The 18,981-nt window shown below is 55.2% G+C and carries 16 protein-coding genes and 1 tRNA gene; 1 reads left to right on the plus strand and 16 read right to left on the minus strand.

Annotation, left to right across the window (positions count from 1 at the left end):
* From ABE493_RS16525 to ABE493_RS16580, 12 genes are all read right to left on the minus strand, one after another.
* Positions 1-196: hypothetical protein (locus tag ABE493_RS16525; RefSeq protein ID WP_346499971.1), on the minus strand; the 196-nt coding region annotated here is incomplete at its 3' end.
* 16 nt (positions 197-212) lie between these two features.
* Complete coding sequence (gene cyoD / locus ABE493_RS16530) at positions 213-551, minus strand: cytochrome o ubiquinol oxidase subunit IV (protein WP_346499972.1); 339 nt, start codon at positions 549-551, stop codon at positions 213-215.
* Positions 551-1,189 (minus strand): cytochrome o ubiquinol oxidase subunit III, encoded by a 639-nt coding sequence (gene cyoC / locus ABE493_RS16535; protein ID WP_430980806.1) that lies wholly within the window; start codon positions 1,187-1,189, stop codon positions 551-553. Before cyoC ends, cyoD begins: the two co-directional genes overlap by 1 nt.
* Entirely contained in the window at positions 1,186-3,183 is a 1,998-nt protein-coding gene (gene cyoB, locus ABE493_RS16540) for a cytochrome o ubiquinol oxidase subunit I (protein ID WP_346499973.1), read from the minus strand. The genes cyoC and cyoB overlap by 4 nt, the downstream gene beginning before the upstream one ends.
* Positions 3,184-3,185: 2 nt before the next feature.
* Positions 3,186-4,304 (minus strand): ubiquinol oxidase subunit II, encoded by a 1,119-nt coding sequence (gene cyoA, locus ABE493_RS16545; protein WP_346499974.1) that lies wholly within the window; start codon positions 4,302-4,304, stop codon positions 3,186-3,188.
* Positions 4,305-4,756: 452 nt separating this feature from the next.
* Positions 4,757-4,832, minus strand: a tRNA-Thr gene (locus ABE493_RS16550).
* A gap of 725 nt (positions 4,833-5,557) precedes the next feature.
* Positions 5,558-5,974 carry a hypothetical protein gene (locus tag ABE493_RS16555; protein WP_346499975.1) on the minus strand — a complete coding sequence of 139 codons (417 nt, stop codon included), beginning with the start codon at positions 5,972-5,974 and terminating at the stop codon, positions 5,558-5,560.
* A 21-nt stretch (positions 5,975-5,995) separates the two neighbouring features.
* On the minus strand, positions 5,996-6,592 hold the full coding sequence (locus tag ABE493_RS16560) for a hypothetical protein (RefSeq protein WP_346499976.1): 597 nt from the start codon (positions 6,590-6,592) through the stop codon (positions 5,996-5,998).
* 198 nt (positions 6,593-6,790) lie between these two features.
* Positions 6,791-7,078, minus strand: a complete 288-nt coding sequence (locus ABE493_RS16565; RefSeq protein ID WP_346499977.1) for a hypothetical protein — start codon at positions 7,076-7,078, stop codon at positions 6,791-6,793.
* Positions 7,066-7,554, minus strand: coding sequence for an RHS repeat-associated core domain-containing protein (locus ABE493_RS16570; protein ID WP_346499978.1), 489 nt, complete (start codon positions 7,552-7,554; stop codon positions 7,066-7,068). Before ABE493_RS16570 ends, ABE493_RS16565 begins: the two co-directional genes overlap by 13 nt.
* Positions 7,555-8,399: 845 nt before the next feature.
* Complete coding sequence (locus tag ABE493_RS16575) at positions 8,400-8,843, minus strand: hypothetical protein (protein WP_346499979.1); 444 nt, start codon at positions 8,841-8,843, stop codon at positions 8,400-8,402.
* A 560-nt stretch (positions 8,844-9,403) separates the two neighbouring features.
* Positions 9,404-9,886 carry an RHS repeat-associated core domain-containing protein gene (locus ABE493_RS16580; protein ID WP_346499980.1) on the minus strand — a complete coding sequence of 161 codons (483 nt, stop codon included), beginning with the start codon at positions 9,884-9,886 and terminating at the stop codon, positions 9,404-9,406.
* Positions 9,887-11,042: 1,156 nt separating this feature from the next.
* Here ABE493_RS16580 and ABE493_RS16585 point away from each other — a divergent pair.
* The gene (locus ABE493_RS16585; RefSeq protein WP_346499981.1) at positions 11,043-11,342 is read left to right on the plus strand and encodes a hypothetical protein; all 300 of its coding nucleotides are present in this window, start codon (positions 11,043-11,045) and stop codon (positions 11,340-11,342) included.
* Positions 11,343-11,508: 166 nt separating this feature from the next.
* On the opposite strand, the gene ABE493_RS16590 is transcribed toward ABE493_RS16585, so the two are convergent.
* From ABE493_RS16590 to ABE493_RS16605, 4 genes are all read right to left on the minus strand, one after another.
* Positions 11,509-11,991: a hypothetical protein gene (locus ABE493_RS16590; protein ID WP_346499982.1), complete on the minus strand. Its 483-nt coding sequence runs from the start codon at positions 11,989-11,991 to the stop codon at positions 11,509-11,511.
* A complete protein-coding gene (locus ABE493_RS16595) occupies positions 11,984-15,169 on the minus strand; it encodes an RHS repeat domain-containing protein (RefSeq protein ID WP_346499983.1) in 3,186 nt (1,061 codons plus the stop codon). The genes ABE493_RS16590 and ABE493_RS16595 overlap by 8 nt, the downstream gene beginning before the upstream one ends.
* Complete coding sequence (locus ABE493_RS16600) at positions 15,166-17,748, minus strand: RHS repeat protein (RefSeq protein WP_346499984.1); 2,583 nt, start codon at positions 17,746-17,748, stop codon at positions 15,166-15,168. The genes ABE493_RS16595 and ABE493_RS16600 overlap by 4 nt, the downstream gene beginning before the upstream one ends.
* Before the next feature lie 447 nt (positions 17,749-18,195).
* Positions 18,196-18,969 carry a hypothetical protein gene (locus ABE493_RS16605; RefSeq protein ID WP_346499985.1) on the minus strand — a complete coding sequence of 258 codons (774 nt, stop codon included), beginning with the start codon at positions 18,967-18,969 and terminating at the stop codon, positions 18,196-18,198.
* Between the last annotated feature and the right edge of the window lie 12 nt (positions 18,970-18,981).

An 18,981-nucleotide genomic window follows, 5' to 3' on the forward strand; every position in this document is an offset into this window, starting at 1 on the left:
GGCGTAAGCCGCGAAGCTGATGGATCACCAGATCCCCGCGGGAAACGATCACGGAACGGATGTCAGCTTCGCGGCTTACGCCGCTCCCACAAATGCATGCAGGCCGATGTGTTGCCGGGAAGGCTTCTGCCGAGCATGGCTCGGCACTACACAAAGCAAAAACAAAGGCCGCCTTGCGGCGGCCTTTGCTGTGCATCAAGCGATCAAGCCGCTCAGTGCATCATGTGGTGGTTCATGTTGTACATGACCCACAACGTACCCAGCACGATGATGCCGATCACCACCAGGGTGAACATGCCGGCATTGACGTTCCAGCGGGCGGCCGAGGAACGGTCCAGGTGCAGGAAGAACACCAGGTGCACCAGCAGCTGCAGGATGCCTGCAACCACCACCACCGCACCGGTGGCGAAGCTCGACATCCCACCGCTCATCACCACCCAGAACGGGATGATGGTGAGCACCGCAGCCAGCACGAAGCCGATCAGGTAAGACTTGACGCTGCCGTGGCTTTCGCCGGCGGCACCGTGTGCATGATTGTCATGTGCGGACATTACATCGCTCCCGACAGATAAACGACAGAGAACACGCCAATCCAGACCAGATCCAGGAAGTGCCAGAACAGGCTCAGGCACGCCATGCGGGTCTTGTTGCGCGGGGTCAGGCCATCCTGCTTGAGCTGGATGAACATCACCGCCAACCACAGCAGACCGGCGGTCACGTGCAGACCGTGAGTACCGACCAGGGCGAAGAACGCCGACAGGAAGGCACTCTTGTCCGGGCCGTGGCCGTTATGGATCAGGTGGTTGAACTCCCAGATTTCCATGCCCATGAAGCCGGCACCGAGCAACCAGGTGATGGCCAGCCAGAAGAACATCAAGCCCTTCTTGGACTGGTGCATGGCGATCATGCCCAGGCCGAAGGTCAGCGAGGACACCAGCAGCAGCGCGGTTTCCCACGCTACGAACGGCAGTTCGAACAGGTCCTTCGGACCCGGGCCACCATTGGTGCCACCGGACAACACTACGTAGGTCACGAACAGGGTGGCGAAGATGAGCAGATCGCTCATCAGGTACACCCAGAAACCGAAGACGGTGTTCTCGCTGGTGTCGTGATGCTCGTGATGGTCATCGCCATGGTCCGCAGCGTGCGCTGCGGAACCGTGGGTCATCGTGTGGGCGTTCGTGCTCATGCCTTCACCTCGGTCTTCACCAAGCCCTGAGCTTCCAGGTGCTTGCGGTGCTCGTTCTCGATACGTTCCACTTCAGCAGCCGGCACCCAGTAATCCACGTCCTTGTCGAAGGTACGGTAGATGAAGGTGGCGATCATGCCGACCAGGCCGATGATGGCCAGCAACCAGATGTGCCAGACCATCGCAAAACCCAGCACCAGGCTGAACGCGCCGATGACAACACCGGTGCCGGTGTTCTTCGGCATGTGGATGTCGCTGTACTTGGCCGGCTTCTGCCAGGCTTCGCCGCGCTGCTTGCGGTGCCAGAATTCGTCCAGCTCCTCACCCTTGGGCAGGGTGGCGAAGTTGTAGAACTGCACCGGGGAAGCGGTTTCCCACTCCAGGGTACGGGCATCCCACGGATCGCCGGTGAGGTCGACATTCTTCTTGCGGTCGCGGATGGACACGGCGATCTGGATCACCTGGCACAGGATGCCCACGGCGATGATCGCAGCACCGATGGCGGCAACCACGAAGTACGGCTGGTAGTCCATGTTCGGGTAGCTCTGCATACGACGCGTAGCACCCATGAAGCCCAGTGCGTATAGCGGCATGAAGGCCACGTAGAAGCCAATGAACCAGCCCCAGAACGCGCGCTTGCCCCAGGTTTCATCCAGGGTGAAGCCGAACATCTTCGGCCACCAGTAGGTGATACCGGCAAACATGCCGAACACCACGCCGCCGATGATGACGTTGTGGAAGTGGGCAATCAGGAACAGCGAGTTATGCAGCACGAAGTCGATGGCCGGGATCGCCAACATCACGCCGGTCATGCCGCCGATGGTGAAGGTGACCATGAAGCCGATCGTCCACAACACCGGTGAGGTAAAGTGCACGCGGCCGCGGTACATCGTGAACAGCCAGTTGAAGATCTTCACGCCGGTCGGGATCGAGATGATCATCGTCGTGATGCCGAAGAAGGCATTGACGTTGGCACCCGAGCCCATGGTGAAGAAGTGGTGCAACCACACCAGGAACGACAGCACACCGATCGCACAGGTGGCGTAAACCATGCCCTTGTAGCCGAACAGGGTCTTGCGCGAGAACGTGGCGATCACTTCGGAGAACACACCAAATGCCGGCAGCACCAGGATATAGACTTCCGGGTGACCCCAGATCCAGATCAGGTTGATGTACAGCATGGCGTTGCCGCCACCATCGTTGGTGAAGAAGTGCGTACCCAGGTAACGATCCAGGGTCAGCAGCACCAGGGTGATGGTCAACACCGGGAAGGCAGCAATGATCAGCAGGTTGGTGACCAGAGCGGTCCAGCTGAACACCGGCATGTGCATCAGCTTCATGCCCGGGCTACGCATCTTGAGGATGGTGATGAAGAAGTTGATACCGCTCAGCGTGGTACCCAGGCCGGAGACCTGCAGCGCCCAGATGTAGTAATCCATACCTACGCTTGGACTGTATTCCAACCCTGACAAGGGCGGGAACGCCAACCAACCGGTCGCAGCGAATTCACCGATCCACAGCGAGATCATCATCAGGCCGCAGCCTGCGACGAACAGCCAGAAGCTCAGCGAGTTCAGGAACGGGAAGGCAACGTCGCGGGCACCAATCTGCAGCGGTACCACCAGGTTCATCAAACCGGTGATCAGCGGCATCGCCACGAAGAAGATCATGATCACGCCGTGGGCGGTGAAGATCTGGTCGTAGTGGTGTGGCGGCAGATAGCCTTCAGCGCCGCCAGCAGCAACTGCCTGCTGGGCACGCATCATGATCGCGTCGGAGAAGCCGCGCAGCAGCATCACGAACGCCACGATCAAATACATCGCGCCGATCTTCTTGTGGTCCACCGAGGTGAACCACTCCTTCCACAGGTAGCCCCACAGCTTGAACTTGGTGACCGCGGCTACAACAGCCAGGCCGCCCAGCATCGCGCCGATGAGGGTGGAGAGCACGATGGGATCGTGCGGCAGTGAATCAAGAGAGAGTTTTCCAAGCATCGTCATTCTCCCGAGGTGCCATGGCCGGCATGTGCGGCCTCGGCTGGCTCGTTTGCAGTGTGACCGGCGTGGCCGTCAGCCTCGGCGGCAGCAGGCGCAGCGGCGGCGGGAGCGCTGTGGCTCATGCCGGCGTGGTCCGTTGCCTCGTGCCCCATTGCAGCATGGTCCATCGCAGCGTGGTCCATGGCTTCAGGCTGCATCGCCTCGTGGCCAGCACCTTCGTGCGACATCTTCTTGCCATCGTGCTTCATGCCGAAGTGGTGGTTCTCACCGGCGTGCTTGGCAATGATGGTGTCGAACAGGCCCTTCTCGGTGCTGCCGTAATAGGTCACCGGGTACCAGTCGTGGTTCTTCTCGGCGCCCAGTTCGGCGAAGGACTTCTGGTCCAGCACCTTGGCGTCGCCGCGAACCTTGGCCAACCAGGCCTGGTATTCCTCATTGCTCACCGCATACGCGGTGAAATGCATCTTGCTGAAGCCAGCGCCGCTGTAATGCGAGGACAGGCCTTCATAACTGCCAGCTTCGTTGGCAACCAGATGCAGCTTGGTCTCCATGCCGGCCATCGAGTAGATCATGCTGCCCAGATGCGGAATGAAGAACGCGTTCATCACCGTATCGGCGGTGATCTTGAAGTTCAGCGGAGCATCGACCGGGAAGGTCAGCTCGTTGACCACGGCGATGTTCTCTTCCGGGTAGACGAACAGCCACTTCCAGTCCAGCGAGATCGCTTCGATCACCACCGGCTTGGTATCGGACTCCAGCGGCTTGTACGGATCCAGCGCATGCGAAGAACGCCAGGTCAGCACGGCCAGGACCAGAATGATCATGCACGGGATCGACCAGACCACCACTTCGATGGCAGTGGAGTGAGACCAGTTGGGCTCGTAACGGGCCTTGATGTTGGATGCGCGGTACTTCCACGCGAACACCAGCGTCAGCACGATCACCGGAATGACCACCAGCAGCATCAGCACCGTACAGGTGATCAGCAGCGTGAGTTCGTCCCGGGCGATCTGGCCCTTGGGGTCAAACAAGGCCCAGTCGCAGCCCGTCATCATGACGGCCATAGCGACAATGAGGCCCGGACGCAAAAAGCGTCCAAGAGTTTTCAACGGAATCATCGGTCGATCCAATTGCGAGGGAGAGCCGCATCTGGCAAGCCCCTACATGCAAACGCAAACGAGCGCCCGGGGATTGCCCACCGGGAGACATGTAGGGGGTTGTCAGATTTCAGCCCTGCAATTTTAGGCCTTCACGCACCACTTAAGAAAGGTATTGACAATGATTTCGCGCAGCAAAAGCGGGGAATCCTGTGCGACACGTTGTCGCACCTGTGTGGTGCTGGGGCAGATTCGGCAAAGGCAGGCACTGATCGCAGTGGAGCTCCGCACTGCTTCACGCTCTCCTGCGTGGACTTCCAGCACGTTCAGCTGGCGTAAGCGGCAGCACCCAGGACGCAACTGGCGTCAATGAATGCGGCTACCCAAAGAACTTTGACCGGTAGATTCGTTCAGATTGCTGAGCGGGACTCCCCATCGCCCACAAAAAAGGCCCGCACGAGGCGAGCCTGATCTGGTGCCGGAAATAGGAATCGAACCTACGACCTACGCATTACGAATGCGCCGCTCTACCAACTGAGCTATTCCGGCGAAGGCGCGAATTGTAGGCAAAGGGGATGGCATTGGTCAATCCACCGCTCACAACACCTCTCATACCCAGCAGCTGCCCGGTGTCGCCAAGCACGCTGCAGATCCAGCTCACGGCCCGGAAGGAGGTACCCAGCGATTTCGCACTTGTTCGATAAGCATCTTGCCCGACCGTCTCTCGGCCAACTGAAAAAGACCCTCCATGCCTCTTTGTTTGGCAGAACTGACATATCAAAGTGGTACGCCTTCAACTCTCTCACCACAGCACGATCGACCTGGCAGTACTTGGACGAGCGAACTTGCTCACCTGGCGCGCGAGTCCCTGCGCGCCGAGCCTTGCTTCGAGTTCCATACACCGTTCAAGCGGAAATTGCCATGCCGGCTGGCGGTTCAAGACAATTTCGAAAGCATTCGTGAACGCGCTAGACGGCATCGACGGAGACGCTTGCGGAAACGCCAGTGCAAACGTCATCAGAACTTGTCGAACCATGGCGAAGTCTTTAGGCAATGCGATACATCTGCGAAGCCTGCTAACAAGCTACCGGTTTGATTACCGATATACGGCCCCTAGCTCTCAACGCGGTGTCAACTGCGATCGAAGCCACCAGCGCGCCCCAAAAACGATCCGGGACGCTACATAAACAAAATACGCCAAAACCAATCCCAAGTAGCGATGAGACACAAGACCATCACTTTCCACTCGTCGACTCCACTCACAAAAATTGAGATCAACGCGAAAACTTCGCATGCTGAATAACCCCGATTCGCTCTATATCCATAGGATCAAGCTTTCCGTCGTTCAGGTGAAATATCCCCGAGATCCTGATCCTCGAACCAGAACCACGTAGATTCAATTCATCAAAACTATCGTTCCCATCGTAAACAACGACAGAAGAAACGGAGTCACCACCCTCCATTGCATCCAGGGTAGGAAATATAAGAATTGAATCTCCAGCTACACGCGCCCACCCAACGAACTCCACCGAGACAGCATCAAACTTCTCCGGATGAGCGGCAAGGTATAAAAAAGACAATGAACACACTCGCTCGGCGCCGGAGTTCCCTCTGTATTTGCATACATCATATGCCTTCGAGCTGTCGCAAGAAGAAAGCAGAGCAGAAACCAATACGAGCAGTACACGCATGTCAACCCTCATCAAGTCACCTCAGCCAGCCGCCCCACCCACGACCTGCAGACCGAAGTGGTGCAACGATCCTAGCTCTCGCCAGCCAAACTGAGCAAGCGACACGCCAACTTCAGACCCCGCCCCCCTTCCGCATCGCTTCTTTTCGAATACATTCGGCAAAACCATCTTCGATATGTTTTCTGGTTTCCGTGATGCCGTGCTGCTGATTTTCCTGCGAAGAAGCTTCACGCTCGGCTCGTTCAATCCACTCCAAAGACTTCCGGACCCCCTCCCTTCGCCATTTAAATAGACCGCAAGGGAGCGCATCGCGCCCAAATCACCTCTTTCGGCAGCCAAGGCAAACCAAGAGTGAGATTCCTCTGGATTTACGCCACCAAGGCTATAGTGATTGGCAACTCGTACCGCAGCATCATTACTACCTTCCAGAGCCAAGGTCTTCTGCGCATCCAGCTCTTTCGGCTCAAGAAAAAAAGCCTCCCCCGTTGAAGATACCGAGACACCGCCGCTCTCGTCAATTGCCGGCAATGAACTCTCTGACTCGGGCTCCACCGAAGAATGACAGCCAACATAAAATATAGAGAGAATTATAACCACTACGGCGCGGCGCGAATTCATTTTTCACACCTCCCTTTGTCCGTACAGAAAGACACCGTTCGTCTGATGCGCGAGCCTGTTTCGGGACCCGCATTAAGCCGCGCCACCCCTGTATCAGGATTATAACTTAGACTTCCGTAACCTTTTGAAATTGGGCCATTGCGCCCGGGAGCAAATATAGCAAAAGTCCCAGACACACCCCTTCCATCTCGCTGCATATTAGACGTAATAGTCACTGGATTCCCTGGCACATAGCCCCCCATTTCTTGGCTGAGTAGTTGGAAACATTGCAAACCCTGTTGCTGCAATTACCCAACTGTTATTTATATCTGCCAGAGACTGAGCATATGCGCCACTTCCCGCTCCCACATTGCAAGCACCAACAAAGAAAGTCTCGCCCTCTTTCAGTCCTGCCGCCCTTGCCAGCTCAATCGTCTCACCAGGATTCATGTCACCTTTAGGTCCGACAATTCTATCTTGATCCGCATGACCAGTTATATCAAACATGCCCGGAATGTTAAAAGCCCCCCTGCCGCATACAGAGGATCACCAGGTTTGAATACATTTAGATCAGACCGTCCATCCGGATCTATGAATCTATATGGATTATAGCTTGCATAAACATAACGATTGAAGCCAGCCCTATTATTCATGCTTACCTGAATTGAATCAACACTCAGGAGCCTTCCGATCTGCGGATCATAGTAGCGCTGCTGCATGTAGGTCAGGCCAGTTGCGCCGTCCTGATTATGACCTGTGTAACCGACGGCATCATAAGCGGGCTTTCCGATTACAGCGCCATAGGGCGCGTAATCATTGCGCTCTATCACGTTACCCAATCCATCCGTCACCGCTACGGGTGAGCCGAGCGCATCGGTGTGCTGGAACTTCACCACGTTGCCCACGGTTTCACGCTTGGCTATCAAACTACCGCTCAGATAGATGTGTTCAAGCCCTGCGCCACTGTTTTTATAGTAGTACATCAGCTGACGAGACTTGCTGTACTGCGAGAGGGCCGACGTTCCATCGACAGGACTCCAGGCAAGCACTCTCCGGCCTTCACCGTCGTAACGATACTACTCCTTCCCGGCCGCTATATACAGGCGATTGTCGAAGCCGAACCCATACAGCTGGCCACTTTTATTCTGCAGATTGCCCTGCACGTCATAGGCCAGGCCGACAACAGTTGCACCAGCGGAGTCCCGAATTCCCTGCAAACGATTTGTGCCGGGATCGTAATAGTAGTTTGCGTAGTCCTTGCCACCGGATCCCAGCTTCCACGACTTGATGTTGTCCAGCGCATCGTAGGTGTATCGATGCCATCCATCACCACCGAACGCCTTGAGCCGGCTGCTACCAGTCGATCACGCGCATCGTATTGCAGATGAAGGTTGTAGGTGCCTCCTCTTGCAACATCGTAGATGTCACTGGGATTTCCATTTTCGTCGAAGCGCGTGTCCAGATTGAGTACTGCGCTATCGATACTACGCGCAGGAAGCCGCAGGATATTCTGCGTCATCTGGTGCAGGACGTTGTTTCCGTACGCCGACTAACCCTACTCTCTAGTTTATTAGATCAATCCCACTCTTACCCGATTTTTACTCCAACCCCATTTTAACTCCAACCCCATTTTCACCCTGCGCTACACAAGGCACAACAGCACTTCGTCATGTAGATGCTGGATATGGCGCCAGAGCAGTGCGGTTGATTCGATCAGTGAAGGCAAACCAAAGCCCGCCATTGGCGGGCTTTGGTCTTCGCAGATGATTAAAAAAATGAATCAAACCCCGTTGTATTATCCAACTCTTGGCAGCTGTCGTCTCTAAAATCACCGCCTACTTTCACGAAGAGTACGAATGACCAGTCGCCCTTCTTCCTCACCAAGCTCACGAAATTCAGTCACATCCACCAATACCGAAAAATTTTCACCAGGATATACATCCAGCAGCCCTTTAATTGCAAAAACACCACTTCCTTTTATTGGCGTGTTATATACAACCTGATTAAAGTGCCGAATACGATCTCCCCTACCACCTTCGGATGGCTCATCCTGAAAGCTTGATATTCTAAATACCGGCTGCACACATGAAGGCGCGATCAATATAGTCCCATGATGCAAATTTCCATAGACATAAATATTGCTAACGGAAACTTCGCGAACGGGGCTCGATGACAAAACAGCTCTGCAGTATGAATCATCCGGAGAGCCCGCTGAGCATGCCGATAAAAAAATAAATATACACGCGATAAAGAGGCCGATTTCGATTTTCATGACTCATAGCCCGAGCAACTCGGACCACCTCTCGTGCAGGCCCCTTCCCACGAAGATTGAGCGCCTTCCCAAATAGCCTTTCGACGATCCATAAGCGACATCCCCGGGACGTTCAGCTGATTGTTTATGCCTAACGCGGTCCCCATGGCTGACTCCAGTCCATAAGCATTGATCTCCGTTATCACCCGCTCAAATCCGGTCGCCGGAAAGTAACTTCGCCTTGCACCAGGCTGCATACTGTCCTAGTTATACGCCCCCTCATAAGCAATAACAACCTCCCATCGCTCGTGCGCTGACGCCAAGATCCCTAGCTGAGCTCCCAATTTGACGGGAATCAAGGGTCATCCCATTGCTCGACATCTGGCTTAACGTGTCTTTCGGCAACGGCGAAAAATCAATGACAAATCCATTTCCATCATTGAGCGACCCAATCATATTCAGAATGCCACCAAGCAACGCTGTTGCTGATCCCTCTCTCATTTTTTTGCGGGCTCCCCGGCAGCCGCTACAAACGATTCGGCGAGCTTCGCATCAGTCACTGTGCACTGCCCCCTCCCATCTCACGTACAGGAATACCTTCCATCCGGATCCGTAAACCGATACGGATTGTTGTTCCCATACCAATAGCGGTTAAACGCGCCGACCGGGTTGCTATAGGCCGTCACCGGATCCACCGACAGGAACCGTCCGATCTGCGGATCATAGTAGCGCTGCTGCATGTAGGTAAGGCCAGTTGCGCCGTCCTGCTTATGACCTGTGTAACCGACGGCATCATAAGCGGGCTTTCCGATTACAGCGCCATAGGGCGCGTAATCATTGCGTTCTATCACGTTACCCGAGCCATCCGTCACCGCCACGGGTGAGCCAAGCGCATCCGCGTGCTGGAACGCCACCACGTTGCCAACGGCTTCACGCCTGGCTATCAAACTACCACTCAGCAGAGCGGCTAATTCGCTCAGCCAGAGCAAACAAAAAGCCCGCCAATGGCGGGCTTTTTCTTCACAGATGGTGAAGAAGTCAACCTCCCCCCGTTGTCTGCACATCACCCGCGAGTCGAGACTTGAAATACGCCCAGCTCATCATGACAAATGCTCGCTTCCTACCTTGCAGTCATTGAGCGACCACCGTGAATGTCATTTCAACAGGTAGCCCAATATCTCGCAGGGCCCCCATGGAAGATTCATCAAGGGATAGCTCGCATGTTCCTCCGCCTTGCTCATCCGAATCTGTAATCAAAAGGATGTCCAAGAACCCTGAGTCAACGCCAGGAATATCAAGGAGCGAAACTCCAGCGTTATCAGCAAGCAAAGATATCTCTTGAATGATCCGGGGTGCATCTCTCGCCCCCTCGCAGAGAAAGCGTCCAAAGCCCTGTTTTTTCTACAACCTCCTTCCCGCTGGATGTAAACCATCGCCGCCCTTTCTCATGTTATTTTGTGGGCTCAACGCACAATACATTCGTAACAAGTTCCGGCCGAAGTGCATGCCCTTTAAGATACAGCGTGAGCTAGAAAGATCGATCTACTTCGCTCAACATTTCAACCATCTCCGAGATTGCCTATTAATTCACCGTCAGGGGCAACTACGTCCCCGGTATCAGGATTTGTTCCATAGTTATCCAAACCTCTTCCGCCGCCCTGACCTTTGTCCGACTGCTTAATGTCATGAAATTTTCGGCGCCCCTCTTTAGCGCCAACTCCGTTTTTTTCCCCCGCTCTTCAGCCCCGCGATCGCCTGGCCAATAGCCAGGATCGTGTTGCTTCGATTCAATCATCGTCATTTCACCACAAGGCATCCCGCCGCATGGGTGAGGTGAAGCGAAGAACAAAAATGGCGCGGCAACGGCAGCACCTAATGTGGGAGATATCCAAGAGGCAGTCCCTGGTGCAATCCTTTCCACGAACACGGTTCCCAGCGTCACTACAGATGCCGCTTGTGTTCCCTCAGGCCGCGTGGCTGTAAACCGTCACCCTCTCCATGTCCTGAATTGGCGGGGTTGGAGGCTTCACTCGTCTTCTACCTCTCTGCCATCTGGATCCGTAAATCGATACGGATTGTTGTTGGCATACCAGTACCGGTTAAACGCGCCCACCGGATTGCTGTAAGCCGTCACCGGATCCACCGACAGTTGCCATAGTCCTTGCCACCGGCACCAAGCTTCCAGGACTTGATGTTATCCAGCGCATCATAGGTGTATCGATGCCATCCATCACCACCGAACGCCCCAGAGCCGGCCGCTATCAGTCGATCACGCGCATCGTATTGCAGATGAAGGTTGTAGGTGCCTCCTCTTGCAACATCGTAGATGTCACTGGGATTTCCATTTTCATCGAAGCGAGTGTCCAGATTGAGCACTCCGCTATCAATACTACGCGCAGGAAGCTGACGGGCATTCTGCGTCATCTGGTGCAGGACGTTGTTTCTGTGCGCCGCCCAACCATACTCTCTATCTTGAACTACCTTCCGGCATCAACTTACCTCAAAATCGTGACAATCTGACTCTCAATAAATCTACTATTGCGCATCGGCGACCTCCTTGCGGCGAGCTTTCCCGGAGACCGCTATAAATGCCCGAATCAAGTTTACGGACTGTCGACACCCTAAGCTGTCCTTAGTCGAATCTATCTAAGGCTTCACCCCTAGTGGCGCAGTAGCGGGCTTCTATCTACATCCTAAACTCATCCAACTCAATGCGACCGAAGATAAAAAAATCTCGCCCCTTGATTACTGAGCTGCTCGTTCCTCTACCCTCGTTAAAAACAAACTTCCCGCCAATCTTGACGCGCACCGGCTCCAACTCCGGCCGGCGCGACATATATTCAAAGAAACCACGATATACCTCGCCCCCCTCCACTTTCAAAGAGGCATAAACCTCACCACTTTCGAAAGAGTCAATTGATGGATACAGAAAAATATCACCCCCACCCCTTATCGCCCATGCATGGACAAATATCTTTCGCTCTCTAAAGGCATCAGGATGAGATAAAAGTTGTGAATATGTCAACGCACAAAACGTGAGCCGAACTTGATTCCCAACAGGAACGCAAACATCACTGCGTATTACTGAAACCTCTTCCACCTGTTCCACCTTGCCACAGCCTGATCCAACGACAAGAATAGCAGCGGCCAATACGATAAATTTATTCATCATCAGGCAACCTCGAAATGAAACTTTCCACATTCAAATTGGCACCAGGAGCACTCGCCTGGCTGGACATAGACTCGAAATCAAACTTTAAAATTCCGCCACCCAACATTACGACATATCCATTTGTACTAGAGAAAACTGATCGACCAATATCCGACTGAAACCCCGGATTGGCGTAGCCGGTCCACCCTCCATTACTGAAACCACCAGGGATTCCATTGAAATTCGTGTCCGCCGGATGAGTGTGAATAATAGCAGTTCGCACACCGGATCCGGAATAAGCCTGGCCTAGCGTGACGCTACCGGAGCCATCGCCTCGAGATTCAGAGCCCAATACATAGTTGAAAACAGAATACCCCTTTCCCGTTCGAGCGATGTCGGCACCGACCTCACGTCCAGTTGCAATGGTGACGGGGAGCGCTGTTCTTGCAAAGTATCTAGCGGCTCTAGCCTCACCATTATCCATTTCGTGATTATTAGCAATGCCATTAAGTTTATTTAGATAACCCTGCGGATCTCTTTTTATTGCCCGTAGCGCGCCCTCACCCACCATCAGAGTCTTACCTCCCACACATGTGCCGATTTTCGTTCCAGTGCAAGGAGCCCTTCCATCAGGATCTACAAACTTATACGGACTGTTATTTGCATACCAGTACCGATTAAACGCTCTCACTGGGTTGCTATACGCCGTCACAGGATCCACCGACAGGAACCTACCGATCTGCGGATCGTAGTAGCGCTGTTGCATGTAGGTCAGGCCAGTTGCGCCGTCCTGCTTATGACCTGTGTAACCGACGGCATCATAAGCGGGCTTTCCGATTACAGCGCCATAGGGCGCGTAATCATTGCGTTCTATCACGTTACCCGAGCCATCCGTCACCGCCACGGGTGAGCCAAGCGCATCGGTGTGTTGGAACTTCACCACGTTGCCCACGGTTTCACGCTTGGCTATCAAACTACCGCTCAGATAGATGTGTTCAAGCCCTGCGCCACTGTTTTTATAGTAGTACATCAGCTGACCAGACTTGCTGTGCTGCGAGAGGGCCGACGTTCCATCGACAGGACTCCAGGCAAGCACTCTCCGGCCTTCACCGTCGTAACGATACTGCTCCTTCCCGGCCGCTATATACAGGCGATTGTCGAAGCCGAACCCATACAGCTGGCCACTTTTATTCTGCAGATTGCCCTGCACGTCGTAGGCCAGGCCGACAACGGTTGCACCAGCGGAGTCCCGAATTCCCAGCAAACGATTTGTGCCGGGATCGTAATAGTAGTTGGCGTAGTCTTTGCCACCGGACCCCAGCTTCCAGGACTTGATGTTATCCAGCGCATCATAGGTGTATCGATGCCATCCATCACCACCGAACGCCCCAGAGCCGGCTGCTATCAGTTGATCACGCGCATCGTATTGCAGATGAAGGTTGTAGGTGCCTCCTCTTGCAACATCGTAGATGTCACTGGGATTTCCATTTTCATCGAAGCGAGTGTCCAGATTAAGCACTCCGCTATCAATACTACGCGCAGGAAGCTGCCGGGCATTCTGCGTCATCTGGTGCAGGACGTTGTTGCCGTAAGCGAAAGACTTCAATGCACCATTTGGAAAATAGCTGATACCTGATGCATAGGTGTGACCATCACTGCTGCCGACCACCAGTTTCGGTTGACCCAATGCATTCGGGCTATAGGTAATAGTGTTGCCGGTAGGATAGCCCTGAGAGGCTAGATTTCCGTTGGCGTCATACCCGTAGCTCAGCAACCATTGGTACAAACCTGGCTGCTGCACGGCCTCGGAAACCAGCAGCCTTCTCTTATTATAGAGATAGTAATTTACTACCCGCCCTTCCCCTTCCCCGTCATTGTCTGTCGTTATCTGACTGGGCAAACCATCAGGCGCGTAGATAAACGTTTGATTTCCCCTGTGGTTTGGCGTCGACAAGGAAACTACACGATTGCGCGAATTGTATGTCCGACGAACCACGCGACCACTTGCTTCGGCCGCCGCACGATCGCAGTTGACTGGGTTCGGCAGCGCCAAACCAGAAGCGCTCCATGCAAGGTTGCCCGCCGCGTCGTAGCCCATCACCGTCGAACCGGTCTCCGGCTCGATGGTCTTGCACAGGCGCTGCTGCGCGTCGTAGACATAGCGCCGGGTCAGCGACAGCGGTGCTGGCACCCGCAGCACGCCCGATCTGGCCAGAAGATCATTGCTGGCACCTGCAGGAGAGATGCCATGCACATAGATCAGTTTGTTCGCATGGGCTTGCCGAATTGCGTCGGTCAGCGCGAAGCGAAAGCGATACTGACTACCGTTGGATTGACAGGCAGCGGCAACACCTGCCTCACTTGCCTGATTTGCAAGAACAGAACCAATACCCTGCCCTGCCCCCGCAGCACCGCCTACATAGATGTGAACATCTACCGAAGCTGGTCGCCCGCTCGAACAAGCCCATCCTCGCAGCCAATACTGGCCCGCGCCATCTTCATCAACGCTGCCCACGCTGCCGCGAATCGACGATTGCGCCACTGCGACAGTGATCGCACCTGACGTCGCGGTCTTGCCGTTGCTATCTACCGCAATTCCCGTGACCTGATAGTTACCGGGTGCCACGTTTGCCCAGTTGAATCCGAAGCCAGCAGTGTAGCCACTCCCGATGTGACCGCCGTTGGCGTAGTAATCAACGCGGACGACCTGCCCATCCGGATCACTCGCATTTGCACTCAGGTGCACCGTTGCGGGGCCAATGAAGGGCTGGCCTGTGGCAGGGTTGAGACTGATCACCGGCGGTCTGTCACCGGGCTGTACAACCTCGAATGTCCTGTTGACGCTTGCCTGGCCGCCCAGGTTGGAGCGCGCATTGGCAGTAACCGTGTAGGTGCCCGCAGGCAGATTGGTGAGGGTGTAGGAAAGTGAATCACCTACAACGCTGGCCAGCACCTGGCCACTCCGGAGTATCCGGAGCTGGCTCACATAAACACCGTCATCAATGGTGAATGCCGATGTTTGTATGACTACATTCGCCGGCGCCTGGAATGTGGCTCCCGCAGATGGCGAATCGATGCTGACACTTACATAGGGATTCCCCTGTTGCGCAATGGCTTGGCCTGCTATCAACAAAAGAAAGCAGGTAAAGATCTGGAGAAATAGCGCCCCCTTACCGCGGCTCCTTGCCGTCATCATTGACCTGCTCCCGTGCGGGTAATTTCAAGCGTTTTCCTAAAGACATCACGCTGAATCACTGTCGAGATGCCAAGTGGAGCATCGATGCGTGTAGGGAAGTCGTAGCTGGGCGAATCCCAAGCCTGGAATGCCTCTACGGTGATGGCGCCGCGCGGGTTGGTCACCTGGCGACGAAAGCCAGACAAGTACGCAGTAGACGACGTCAGCAAGCCCAACTCGGAATCCTGTTGAGTGCGAACAACGCGCCCCAGTGCGTCGTAGCTGCTGGTAACACCCGGCAGCGCGTTGCGAACGTCGGTCACGCCCTGCGTCGGGTAGGACGTAAACACCTTGCGCCCAAGCTTGTCATACCGACTTACAACCTGGGTGATCGTCTGCGCGTCGGAGATGTCTTGGCTTTCCTCCAGCACGGGTCGCCAGAACGCATCAAAATGCAGCCGGCGACGTCGATTACCTTCTGTCTCGGTCAGCCTCCAATGCCCAGTGCCGAGTCCATACTCAGCACCTACGCGCTCGAATGTGCGAGACACTGGATGCCATGCAACTGTGTCACCGGCGGGATAGGTCCGGGCCGCCAATCGCCCCATGGCATCGTAACCATACGTAGAGCTGAAGCCATTTTCATCGGTGGTGCTGACAACTCTTCCGAGCGCATCTACCACTGCCGATTCCGTGAAACCATCGGCGTAGCCAATCACCTGGGGAATGCCACGTCGCCAGCCAGATGCGATGGTGATATTTCCATTGCCGTCGGTCACGCTTTCCACTTGACCATCGGCGTGGTAACTCAGCCACATCTGGCGCTCACCAAAAGCATACTGTTCAACTGGCAACGCGGTGCCGGGGGCGAATACCGTCCGCGCCACTTCGGCACCGGTCTCTACATTGCCGCGGCGGGCTATCTGCCCCAGCACCCAACGTGAGAAATCATCGTGATACTGAAGCGTATCGGTACGTTGGTAGCCCAAGCTGCTGCTGGCAATGGTGGTCAAAGGCCTGGCAAGCCCATCGAGCACAGTGGTTTTGCTGGAGAACGTCGCCCCATCGCGGGTGGTCAGCGTCTCGACATTGGGCCGCAGATATTCGGCAGTGTATCCAGCGGTACGCGGCTGCTTCGTGCTGCCGAGTCGTGTGGCGAATTGGCTGCCTGCCAGCGGCCAAAGGTAGCGTTGCTCGGTGGTCTCAAGAATGGATTGCGGGCCACTCCCTGTCTCCACCTTGAGCAGCTGACCTTCGTTGTAGCGATAGCTGTTGCCATATGTGTGGCGTGCCCAACTACCCTCCGGGCCTGAGACCGTCGTGATTGCTGTGCCCGCGCAAGCATCACTCAGACACAGCGGCAACGAGCAATCGCCACTGGTGCACACCGGACCGGTGCCTGGAGCAAAGGAAATGGTGCCACCGTAGCTGTACGCCCATTCCGCCAGATCAACGCCCGGGCCGGAAAGGCGCTTATTGCGCAGCACCACGCCGTGATAGGCCATTGGGTAGCGGGCGACGTCATCGTTGGGGTCATTATTCGGTGTCGAATATCCATTGCAGACCATGGGCACATTGCTCCGCCCACGGAGACTGTAGCCCATCACGAACTCGCCGATTGCACCAGATGGGTGTACGAATCTGCCTGTAGCACCGGGCTCGTTGACCATAAGGCCTGGGTAACCACAGGAACGCAGAATGTCGCCAGACCCTGTGGAGCGCTCGTACTGGAACTCAATGTGGCTCATGGCAAAGGCATCAATAGCCCAGCTACTGCCATCTGGCAGGTCCACACCAACCAAACTGCCGGTAAGCGAAGCAGGATAGACATAGCGATACCGCACAATCTGCGTACCATTGTTGATCTGCTCAACATGGCCGCGCGCGTTATAGGCGAGTGTGATGCTCCTGCCGTCACTGGAGGTTATTGCTTCCAGCCGTACCGGCGCTCCAGCTGCATTGCTGTAGCGGTAAGCGACCCAGTTTCCGAACCTATCCTCCACCTTGGTCGCATACAATTCCACGCGACGGCGCGCAGCGGATATGACTTGAACTGTACTGGGCGATGCAACATCCGGCTCATAGAATGCAGCCTCCCAGTCGAATGTGTAGCGCAGACCATCGGCGGTATGGGCAACGAAAGCTTCACCTCCGCCATTTTGCCGCGCGGGCAGGCAAGAGAACCAAGTGAGCTCCTGCGTAAGCCAAGGATAAGGACCACCACTGGACGGGCGCGGAAGTGCATTCGGCTCGGCAACTAGCATCTCCTGGCTGCCGCGTCCGGGAACAATCATGCGATTGCCTTGCCAATACTCGGAAGCATAGAAACTTCGACCACTGACGGTAACCGTCGGCGGCGCACCCAAACCATTGTTGTTGCAGGCGCTTGCCCATCCTGTGGCTGCCAGGAAGACACCAGAGAGCCGCGGGAGCTCCAGATTCCAATCTGCCATGGGCAAATCGTCAAAACGGTAGTCACTACGATTGCCAATGGACATTGATCGCGAAACCGCAATCGGCAGCCCAGTGCCGGTTATGCTCATGTCGGTTGCCGAGAACCCCAACGCTCCGGTGTACATGTCCAGGCTGTCGCCGAACAAGGTCGCATCTGCTGCCGTTAGATCGTCTGCCGCTGAATGAGCTTGTCGTACTCCTCCCATGGATAGCGCAGCGACTGGGCTTGAACTACAACGGGGCAAAGAAGTGCGATAGCCATCAACACATATACGTACATACCTGCTCACTCCATTGAGGGGCGTTACTTCGACGATTGCATCGTTCTGGACAATTGCGGTGGCCGACCCGCATCGCTCGGATGGGGAAGTTGACTATGACAGGCGTTGCCACCCTGCAAATTTGCTTGGAAACCTGGGGCGCGACCGGCGACATGAAAGCAACGCGCATACCGCCGAAAAGCAGCCATCTCGGACTACAACTTGACCAACCATCGGTGAGCAATCCGCACTGTTTCGGAAAATTTCACTCATCCAATAACGCCGCCTGATCAAAAGGAAAGAAGAATCCAACCGGAGCACTGACTTAGCTTGTTAGTTCTCAAAATCAATATCCATGATGTCTGCATACACTGACTCGTATCCCACATAGGGCAATGGCTGCGCCATCAGAGCGGCTGCCTCCAATGCCCGGCGGCCCGCTGTATCCAGTGCGCAATTCGATGACGCCACACTGATTACCCTTCCGCCTTGAGATTGCTGCAACGTCAAACTACAACTTCCCTTAGGGCCGTCGTACTGCCAGTGTTCTCGTATGGCTACACGCAACGCAGCGAGGTATGCAGCACGCAACCCCTGATCCTCGGCATGGCCGGCAGCTTCCCCACCATGATCCGACGCTGGGCCGGCGGTGTTTGCCACTGCCGCCCCACTTTCTTCGATTACTGCTGCTTCAGATAATGCGGACATATCCGGTATTCCAGAATCTGTCGTCTCTACCACATCCACATGACGCTCTGCTGATACCGGCTCTACGTTCTGAATACTTTCCGATGGTTCCTCGAGAAAAACCGCTGTTTCAGGCTTGACGAAAGGAAGCGCGATATCAAACCGCTGACGGAATTCGCCCGGCGCAAGAAAGTCCGCAGACGTTCCCGAGCCAAGTGAATACCCCAATGCTTCCGACCCCCTCCCGCCCACAACACCACTTGTCAGCCACAGCCACGCAAACGCCAGCATGTGCAACAGAGCAGAAATGCAAATAGCCATGCATCGGTCGCGAAGGTCCCCACTGCCGTTCATCGCCGCGCCCTTGAGCATGAATGGAGTGTAACTTGGTTGTAAGAACAATACTTGCTGCGTCGCCACAGGCTAATGCGG

The organism is Stenotrophomonas terrae (genome assembly GCF_039674165.1).
In the GTDB taxonomy this organism is placed as follows: Bacteria; Pseudomonadota; Gammaproteobacteria; order Xanthomonadales; family Xanthomonadaceae; genus Stenotrophomonas; species Stenotrophomonas terrae_A.